Below are 9035 nucleotides of genomic sequence, written 5' to 3'. Positions count from 1 at the left end.
GGACGGATACGGGGGGCGGGACACTGGGAGCGGGGGCGTGTGGACGGCGTACGACACCGGCGGCGTGTGCGGCGCGTCGCCTCGGCCGTGGCCGGGACGTGGGCCGCCCGTGCCTATCTCGCGCTGTGCGGCGCCCTGCTGGTGTGGGTGCTGGCGGACGCCTTTCTCGTGAGCCATGAGGACGCCTCCATGGCGGGGGTCGTCCCCCTGCTGGCCACCGCGCCGCTGAGCGTGCTGCTCCTCCTGGCGCCCTGGGAGGGGATCCCCGCCTATGTGTCGGTCGTCGTCGTGAGTGCCCTGGCGAACGCCGCCCTGGTCAACTGGTGCGCCCGCGTGCTGGGGCGGGACGGGCGGAGCACCGGTGGCGCCCGTTGAGCCGGCGTCCCGCCCGGGGCCGGCGTCCCGGTGGGCGGAGGAGCCGGCTCAGTAGGTGACCGTGATACGGCGCGCGGGGCCGTCCACCCGGATCCGTCCTCCCACGGGGATGACGAGCTGAGGGTCGGTGTGACCGAAGTCGACGTCGAACACCGCCATGGTGTCGGGGGCGTACTGCCCGAGGGCCCGCAGGACGGCCTCTCGCTGGTCCCGGCGGAACCGTGCCTTCTCCGGGGCGGTGAACCGGTTCTCGAACGACCAGCTCCTCGCCCTGCCCATCAGCAGCGCCGGGAACTGCCGGAGCAGTCCGCGTTCGCCCATGTTGCGCAGGATCCGGTAGACCTGTTCGGCGCGCGGCATCTCCTCGGAGGTCTCGAGGAAGAGCACGCCGCCGGCGTAGGAGTCGACCGGAAGGACCTCGCGGTCGGCCATCAGCAGCCAGGAGACGATCTCCAGTTCGCCGCCCCAGCCGATCCCCTCGACCACCCGGTCGCCGTTGTGCCAGGACCAGCCGTCGGCGGGTTCCATCTCCGGTTCGGAGTCGAAGGTGCGCGGGTCGTCCCAGGGGCGGCTGACGTCCCCGTAGGCGTCTGCCTCGGTGAGTTCGTACTCGCCGGAGGTGAACAGCGCCGCCCTGAGCGAGTCGGCGGTCAGCGGGTGCATCGCGCCGGGGCGTCCGAGCTCGACCATCACCGTGCTGCCGTGGTATCCGACGATGCCCAGGTTCCGCAGGAGGAGCAGCAGGTTGGTGTTGTCGCTGTACCCGAAGAAGGGTTTGGGGTTGGCGCGGAGGAGGTCGCGGTCGAGGTGGGGCAGGACGGTGATCTGGTCGTCACCTCCGATGCTGGCGAACACGGCCTTGACGCGGGGGTCCGCGAAGGCCGCGTGGATGTCGGCGGCCCGCTCCTCGGGCGTCGACCCCATCTTCCTGGAGGCCGGGTACTCCACCGTCTTCAACCCGAATTCCTCTCGCAGTCTGCGCAGGCCCAGCTCGTACGGCATGGGGAAGACACCGGGCAGGCCGGACGAGGGGGACAGCACCGCGACCATGTCACCGGGCCGGGGCTTCGCCGGGTGTACGGGATCCGTCATCCGCCGATCATAGAAGTCGGCGGACCCGTCGCCGCAGCGAATATCGCGGGGTCCGTCCCGGACGGGCTCGCCCCTTCCCCTCCTCAGCCCCGCGGTCCGCGGCCGAGGGGTCGGGGCACTCCCCCGGCGCCCGCCGCGGTCCGCGGCGGCGCGGGAACGCCCTCCCCGGGTCCGGCCTCCCCGGACGCGGTCTTCGCCGCAGGTGCGCCGACGGGCCGGCCGCCGGGCTCGTGGAGGGTGGCGAGCAGCTCGCGCATGGCGGCCAGCGCCGCCCGGGCCTCGGCCGCCACGTCCTCCAGCCGTCCCTCCTCGGCGCTGCGCACCACCCGGCCCGCCCGTTCCAGGACGGTCCCGCGCAGCCCTTCGGCGACGTGCCGCCGCTGGGCGCGTACCGCCTCCGCCGCCTGCCGTACCGCCTCCTGGAGCGCCTCCCGCTCACGTGCGGCGGCACGGGCGCCGCGGGTGCGCGCGGCGGCGCCCGCCCGCCATGCGGCAGTGAGGACCAGCATCAGGGCGGCGGTGAGCGGCACGGTGACCGGCAGGTGTGCCGCCGGCCCGGCGAACCGGTCCGGCAGCAGCCCCGCGGCGGCGGCACTGGTGCCCACCGCCGCGCCCAGGACCAGTCCCGTCGCGGGGGCGGCCCACCGGGTGCCGCGGCCGTACCGGCCGTGGGCCGCCACGGAGTACAGCGCGGCGGCCTCCACCCCCGCACCCACCCACAGCAGCGGCACCGCCTCCGGGGGCAGCGCCCCGGACAGGGCCGCCGCCGGCCACAGCGGCACGGTGGCCAGGGCTGCCGCCAGCGCCGTCAGAGGCGCGCGCCGCCGCCACAGCAGCGGCAGTGCGTGGACCGCCGTCAGCAGCAGGTACAGCGCGTCGGCCGCCGGCCCGTGGGGCGTGGAGCCGACCGTCCGGGTGGTCAGCGCGGGGACCAGCGGGTTGAGGACGGCGAACAGGGCGAGGACCACCTGGGCCGCCCGCCGCCGGTCCGGCCGGAGCATACGCACGGGCCGGCGAAGTCCGCGCCCGCCCGCCGGGGACGCCGCGGGCGCGGGGCCGTCGGCGGGCAGTTCGGCCCGTACCCGCCAGCCGCCGCCGGGGCGGGGTCCCGCGGTCAGGCTCCCGCCGGCCGCCGCCGCGCGTTCCCGCATCCCGTCCAGGCCGCGCCCCGACCCCAGACCGCGTACGGCGCCGGATGCGTGCGGCGCCCCGCCGGACGGCGGGGCGCCGTTGTCGACGGTCACCTCCAGCAGGCCGCCGTGGTGCCCGACGACGACCTGTACGGCCGCGCCGGGCGCGTGGCGCAGCGTGTTCGTCAGGGCCTCCCGCACGATGGCGAAGACGGTTTCGCCCAGTCCCCCCGGCAGGTCCGCCCGGAGGTCGGTCTCCACCGGACCGCCCAACCCGCCGACTCCGGCGGCGAGTTCGGCGATGCGGCCGTTCCAGGTGTGCGGCTCCCCCTCCGCCTCGGTGCGCATCACCGCCACCAGTTCGCGCAGTGTGGACAGGGTCTCGCGGCCGTCGCGCGCCGCGGTCTCCAGCGCCTCGGCGGTCAGTTCGGGCCTGGAGCCGCCGAGTCTGCGCGCGGCCTCGGCCGTGACCACGGCCGAGGTCAGGTGGTGGGCGCCGACGTCGTGGAGTTCACGGGCCAGCCGGTGGCGTTCCTCGTCGGCGGCCCTGTCGCGCTCCGCTTCGGCCCTGGCCAGCCGTGCGGCGGCGGCGTGCCGGGCGGCCAGCCGACGGCGCCTGCCCAGGCCGGTCCCGGTGCCGACCACATGCGGCACGGCGGCGAGGACGAGGCCCGCGGCGGCGCCCCGGCTCCCGCCGTACAGCACGGCGCCCCACAGCAGCTGCCAGCACAGGTGGGCCGCGCCGGCGATCACGATGGTGGCGGCCTCGCGCCGCACCGCCACCGCGTGCAGGGCGAGGGCCACACCGGCGCCGCCGAACACGTCCAGCGCGCCGGGGAACGAGGCGGCCGGCCCGAGGACCGCCACGGCGGTGACGCCTGCCAGCGCGCCCACCGGCGCCCGCCGTCGCAGGCCGAGTACGGCGGCGGCCAGGCACACCGCCAGCAGACCGGCGCCCGCCTCCACCGGCCCCGGGGCACCGCCGCCCGGGCGCAGCGCGCCCAGGGGCCACCACGCGATCTGCGCGACGGCGAGGGCGGCGGGGGCGGCGAGGGTCGGCCAGGGCCGTGGTGCCTCCATGTCCGGGGAACATAGCGGTGCGCCCCGCGCCGTCCGTCGGCGCGTCCGGTCCGCGGACGGACCGGACGGGCCCGCGCCGCTTCTCGGGGCTCCCCGGCCGCCCCATGCACGCCGACATGAACATATGCCCTTTTTGCCCTATTATTCCGTTCTGGTGACTCATTCCTCGGCTTTCCCGGCATCCGGGAGGGACGGCCCCGCCGACCGGCCGCCCTCTCCCCAGGTGCGTGCGGAGATCCTCGCCTCCTGGCAGCGGTCGCGTCTGCTCGGCGTCGACCAGGAGAACCCCGCGCTGCCCGTCGAGAGCGACCTGGACCCCGACTCCCGGCTGGTCAGAGCGGCCATGCCGGTGCTGCGGCGGTTGTACGAGCGGTTCTCCGGGATGCCCGTCACCGTGGTGCTGACCGACTCGCGGGCCAACATCGTCGACCGGCTCGGGGAGACCGGGGGGCTGGATCTGATGGATGCCGCCTCCCTCGTCCCGGGCGCCAATGTCGACGAGCGGTTCATGGGCACCAGCAGCGTCAGCATGGTGCTGAGCACCCGTGCCCCGTTCGTGGTCGTCGGACACGAACACTTCCTGCACAGCCTCAAGACGCTGACCTGCATGGCCGCCCCGGTGCGCGACCCGGTGGGCGGCACCGTGCAGGGCGCGGTGAACCTCTCCGTCCCCATGGAGCTGGCCAGGCCCGGGATGGCTCTGACGCTCCAGAGGGCCACCGACCGCATCGGTGAGCGGCTGCTGGAGATGGGCTCGGCCCGGGAACGCGGCCTGATGGAGTCCTTCCTGCGGGCCAGGCGGCGCGGCGAGCACGCCGAGATCGACCTCGCCTCGGGGATGCCGGCCCAGCGCGGCGAGGCCGCGCCCCGGCTGGCCCCGCGGGAGGAGCTGGCGCTGCTGGAGGCCGCCAGCGAGCTGATCTCCTCCGGCGGCGAGGCGTTCGCCGAGGTGCCGCTGACGGGTGGGCGGGTGGCGACACTGCGGCGCAAACTCCTGCACCACGGCGACGCGGAGGGCGCCGCCGTCGAGATCAGCTTCCGGGAGACCCGTCCCGCCGCCACCGCGGCGGGAGCACCCGCGGCCGCGGCGAGCGGCCCGGACGGACGGCGGGTGCCGCTGCTGCGCCCGCCGCCCCGCGCCGGGCGGCCCTCGGGCGCTCGGGAGGAGCCGGGCGCGCCGGACGGCACCCAGGAGGAACCCGGAGGGCCGCGGGAGGCGGAGCCGGAGCGGCGGCCCGGCGGGACGGAGGGCGGCGGCCCCGACGCGTGGCTGCTGATGGTGGGCGAACCGGGGGTCGGCCGCCTGGCCGTCGAGGCCCGCCGGCGGCTGTCGCTGCTGAACGAGGCGGGCACCCGGATCGGCACCACACTGGACATCCGGCGCACGGCGCGGGAGCTGGCGGAGATCGCCGTTCCGAGGTTCGCCGACGTCGCCGTGGTGGACCTGACCGAGGACACCCTGGCCGGCGAGGAGCCCCGGCCGGGACCCCCCGGCGCCGCGACGGCGCTGCGCCGGGTGGCCGTACGGGGCGGCGAGGACGCGGAGGGCGAGCGAGCCGAAGGCGCGGACGCCCAGGTCGGTTACGCACCCGGCACGCCGCAGGCCCGGTGCCTGGAAGCCGGGCGGCCGGTCGCGGACTCGGTGCGGACCGAGATCCTCGCGGCGCCCTCCCTGGGCGGCGCCCACCCCGGCGAACTGCTGCGCGAACTGCTCGGCGAGGGCGAGCACTCGTATCTGGCCGCGCCGCTGCGCGCCGGGGACGCCGTCCTGGGGCTGGCCGGTTTCTACCGGCGCGGCAGGGCGCGCCCCTACGAGGAGGACGACCTGGCCCTGGCGGGCGAGCTGGCGGCCCGCACCGCGATCAGCGTGGACAACGCCCGCCGCTTCAGCCGGGAGCGCGATGCCGCCCTGACCCTGCAGCGCAGCCTGCTGCCGCGTGACACGCCCCGGCTGGCCGCCGTCGACCTGGCCCACCGCTACCTGCCCGCCGACGCCAGGAGCGGGGTGGGCGGCGACTGGTTCGACGCGATCCCGCTGTCCGGGATGCGTTCGGCGCTGGTCGTCGGGGACGTGGCGGGCCATGGACTGGAGGCGGCGGCCACCATGGGCCGGCTGCGCACGGCGGTGCGCACCCTGGCCGATCTGGACATGCCGCCGGAGGAGGTGCTGGCCCACCTGGACGACCTGGTCGGCCGCGCTCCCGACGACCCGGCCACGGCCGCGACCTGCCTGTACGCGGTGTACGACCCGGTGACCTGCCGCTGCACGGCCGCCCGGGCCGGGCATCCGCCGCCCGTCGCCGTGCTTCCCGACGGCAGAGCGCGGACGCTGGACCTGCCGGCCGGCCCGCCGCTCGGGCTCGGCGGGCTCCAGCCCTACGAGTCGGCCACCGTGGAGCTGCCCGCGGGCAGTCTGCTGGCCCTGTACACCGACGGCCTGCTCAAGGAGGACCGCGGCTACGGTGACGCCGAGGCGCGCATGGGGCTGCTCGCCTCCGCGCTGCGCGGCCCGGAGCCGCCGCGGGGTTCCTCACCGAACTCGCCGCCGAACTCGCCGCCGGGGCCGTCGCCGGAGCCGTCCCTGGAGCGGATCTGCGACCGGGTCACCGGCACCCTGCTGCCCGGCGGCCCCCGGGACGACGTGGCCCTGCTGCTGGCCCGTGTGCACGCGCTGCCCGCCGACCGGGTGGCGTCCTGGGAGCTGCCCGCCGACCCGTCGGTGGTGTCCGACGCCAGGGCGCTGGCCCGGCGGCAGCTGGACGAGTGGAGCCTGCCGGAACTGGAGTACGGCACCGGCCTGGTGGTGAGCGAGCTGGTCACCAACGCCGTGCGGTACGGCGGCGGGGGGCCTGTGCGGCTGCGGCTGCTGCGCGGCGCGTCCCTGCTCTGCGAGGTCTCCGACCGCAGCAACTCCTCTCCCCGCATCCGGCGTGCCGGGGTGACCGAGGAGGGCGGGCGCGGCCTGTTCCTGGTGGCGCAGTTCACCAGGAACTGGGGGGTGCGCTACATGCCGCGGGGGAAGACGGTGTGGGCCGAGCAGGTGCCGCACTCCGGGGACTTCGGCTCCGGGCGGTCCCGTCGCCGGGAGGAGCCCGCCCTGGAGGATGCGGACGATCAGGCGCTGCTCGCCATGTTCGACGACCTGGACTGAGACGGCCCGGCGCCCGCCGGAGCGGCGGGTCACCGGGCCGGCTCAGCCGTGAAGCAGCGGGTCGGTACGGGTCAGTGCGGCCAGATCGGCGGTTTGGTGGTGAAGTGGCCGCCCAGGCAGGCGTGTTCCGGCCTGTCCGGGTCGAGTTCGCCCTGTTCGGCGATGAGCTCGGCCGCGTACGGCTCGGAGTCGTCCTGCGGCTCGTACCCCAGCGCCCGCGCCGAGGAGAGGTCCCACCACAGCCGGGTGTTGGCGGAGGAGCCGTGGACGACGGTGTGCCCGACGCCCTCGGCGGTCAGTGCGGCGTGCAGCAGCCGGGCCCCGTCGGCGGGGCTCATCCAGACCGAGAGCATCCGCACCGTCGTGGGCTCGGGGAAGCAGGAGCCGATGCGGATGGAGACGGTCTCGATGCCGTGCCGGTCCCAGTAGAGCTGGGCCAGGTCCTCGCCGAAGCACTTCGACAGCCCGTAGAAGGTGTCGGGGCGGTGCGGGGTGTCCACCCCGATCAGCGGATCGCCCTCGCGCGGACGGGGGGTGTAGCCGACGGCATGGTTGGAGGAGGCGAAGACGACGCGTCCGACACCCTCCTCGCGGACCGCCTCGTAGAGGTTGTAGGTGCCCTCGATGTTCGCCCGCACGATCTTCTCGAAGGGGGCCTCCAGGGAGATCCCGGCGAGATGGACGACGGCGTCCACGCCCCGCACGGCCTCCCGCAGCGCCACCCGGTCCGCGAGGTCGGCGGTGATCGTCTCCTCGGTCCGCTCCCCCGCTCCGGGGAGCGGCTCGACGGGGGCGACGTCGAGGAGGCGGAGGGTGTAGCCGTAGGAGGGGAGCAGTCCCCGCATCAGGGTGCCGAGGCCGCCCGCGGCACCGGTGAGCAGGACGGTTCTGGGGGCGGGCATGGGCTGTCTCCTCGGTGCGGTGGGGAGGCCGGCGCGCACACGCCGAGCGGGTTCGACGAAGGAGCGGTTCACCGAACGTCATTCACAACTGTGGAGACGGTAGGAGCTCACCCCAACATCGTCAAGTGTAGGGGAAAGCGCTTTCTCAGCTTTTTCGCCAGGCAGTCTCCCCACGGCAGCAGGCAGCCTTGACCACCACGAACCGCTGTCCTACCGTAACGACGTTCATGAATATGGACAGAAGTCTTGAATGTGTACGCCACCTGCCGCCCCGCGACATCCAGGGAGTGCCGTGACCACACCTCCTCTCAGCGCCCGGCTCGACGGCCTGCTCTTCTTCCCCGTCACCGCGTACGGACCGGACGGCGCCCTCGACACCGATGTGTTCCGCGCGCATGTGCGCGGTGGCATCGACGGCGGCGCCGCCGCCGTCTTCGCCTGCTGCGGCACCGGCGAGTTCCACGCCCTGACCCCCGAGGAGTTCGGCGCGTGCGTCTCCGCGGCGGTGGCGGAGGCGGCGGGGCGGGTGCCGGTGGTCGCGGGCACCGGCTACGGCACCGCCCTCGCCGTGCGGTACGCCCGCGTCGCCGAGGAGGCGGGCGCCGACGGGCTCCTCGCCATGCCCCCCTATCTGGTCGCGCCCGGCCAGGAGGGGCTGCGGGCCCACTACACCGCCCTCGCCGACGCGACCGGGCTGGACGTCATCGTCTACCAGCGGGACAACGCCGTCCTCGCGCCGGCCACCGTGGCCGAACTCGCCCGCCATCCCCGGATCGCGGGCCTGAAGGACGGGGTCGGCGACCTCGACCTGATGCAGCGGATCGTCAGCGCGGTGCGGACCGCGGAGCCCGGCCGCGAGTTCCTGTACTTCAACGGGCTGCCCACCGCCGAACTCACCTGCCTCGCCTACCGGGGCATCGGGGTCGGCCTCTACTCCTCCGCCGCCTTCTGCTTCGCCCCGGAGATCGCCGCCGCCTTCCACCGGGCCTTCGAGGGGGGCGACGACGCCACCGTGCGCCGGCTGATCGACGGCTTCTACCGCCCCCTGGCGGAGCTGCGCGACAAGGGGCGCGGTTACGCGGTCTCGCTGGTCAAGGCCGGGGTGCGCCTGCGCGGTCTGGACGTGGGCGGGGTGCGGCCGCCGCTGAGCGAGCCGGACGGCGCGCACGTCGAGGAACTGTCCGCCCTCGTGGAACGCGGGCGCGCCCTGCTGGCGTGAGGCGGACGCGGAGGCCCTGTCCGCGCGGAGCCCCTGTCCGCGCGGACAGCCCCGGCAGCGGTTCAGGAGCGCACCAGCATCCACAT

General features: G+C 75.5%; 6 protein-coding genes. 3 read left to right on the top strand and 3 right to left on the bottom strand.

All coding sequences use genetic code 11. The features are described from left to right. Window positions 1-375 (top strand): SCO4225 family membrane protein (locus L7D48_RS05705; protein WP_237877779.1); only part of this gene is annotated, 375 nt, incomplete at its 5' end. Between the two features lie 48 nt (window positions 376-423). Here the strand turns inward: L7D48_RS05705 and L7D48_RS05700 are convergent. Beyond that, window positions 424-1467, bottom strand: a complete 1044-nt coding sequence (locus L7D48_RS05700; protein ID WP_237877778.1) for a S66 peptidase family protein — start codon at window positions 1465-1467, stop codon at window positions 424-426. Window positions 1468-1550: 83 nt separating this feature from the next. Further along, window positions 1551-3677, bottom strand: a complete 2127-nt coding sequence (locus tag L7D48_RS05695; protein ID WP_237877777.1) for a histidine kinase — start codon at window positions 3675-3677, stop codon at window positions 1551-1553. Between the two features lie 223 nt (window positions 3678-3900). Between L7D48_RS05695 and L7D48_RS05690 the strand changes: the two genes are divergently transcribed. Further along, on the top strand, window positions 3901-6828 hold the full coding sequence (locus L7D48_RS05690; protein WP_237877776.1) for a SpoIIE family protein phosphatase: 2928 nt from the start codon (window positions 3901-3903) through the stop codon (window positions 6826-6828). Between the two features lie 71 nt (window positions 6829-6899). On the opposite strand, the gene L7D48_RS05685 is transcribed toward L7D48_RS05690, so the two are convergent. After that, window positions 6900-7730 carry an NAD(P)-dependent oxidoreductase gene (locus tag L7D48_RS05685; RefSeq protein WP_237877775.1) on the bottom strand — a complete coding sequence of 277 codons (831 nt, stop codon included), beginning with the start codon at window positions 7728-7730 and terminating at the stop codon, window positions 6900-6902. Between the two features lie 292 nt (window positions 7731-8022). Between L7D48_RS05685 and L7D48_RS05680 the strand changes: the two genes are divergently transcribed. Then, window positions 8023-8949: a 5-dehydro-4-deoxyglucarate dehydratase gene (locus L7D48_RS05680; RefSeq protein WP_237877774.1), complete on the top strand. Its 927-nt coding sequence runs from the start codon at window positions 8023-8025 to the stop codon at window positions 8947-8949. The last annotated feature ends 86 nt before the right edge of the window (window positions 8950-9035 follow it).

This window comes from Streptomyces sp. ICN903, assembly GCF_022015835.1.
In the GTDB taxonomy this organism is placed as follows: Bacteria; Actinomycetota; Actinomycetes; order Streptomycetales; family Streptomycetaceae; genus Streptomyces; species Streptomyces fenghuangensis.
This window is presented reverse-complemented; position numbering and strand designations above follow the sequence as displayed.